The sequence below is a fragment of the Candidatus Jidaibacter acanthamoeba genome (assembly GCF_000815465.1).
Classification (GTDB): Bacteria; Pseudomonadota; Alphaproteobacteria; order Rickettsiales; family Midichloriaceae; genus Jidaibacter; species Jidaibacter acanthamoebae.
In genome coordinates, this window is record NZ_JSWE01000029.1 from 1 (window position 1) to 270 (window position 270).

The 270-nt window shown below is 33.0% G+C and carries 1 protein-coding gene; it reads left to right on the plus strand.

Translation table 11 applies throughout. From position 1 onward, the window contains the following. A partial coding sequence (locus tag NF27_RS00405) for a transposase (protein WP_039454615.1) occupies window positions 1–270 on the plus strand: 270 nt, incomplete at both ends.

Here is a 270-nt window from a genome sequence, read left to right on the forward strand (position 1 = left end):
GAGGTTTTAGCTGATGGAGGTTATGATGGTAACAACACTTACGGATTCTTAGAAAATCAAAATATTAAACCGACAATTCCACCCCCTAAAAATGCTAAAAAGGCTACAGAAAAACATAGGTCTGATACAATAAACTATATAAGAGAAAAAGGATACCATGCTTGGTATAATAAAAATAAATACGGAAGGAGAGAAATTGTAGAGAATACCATTTGCCGATATAAAAGCATTATAGGTGCGAAACTAAGATCTAGAAAATGGGACAATCAA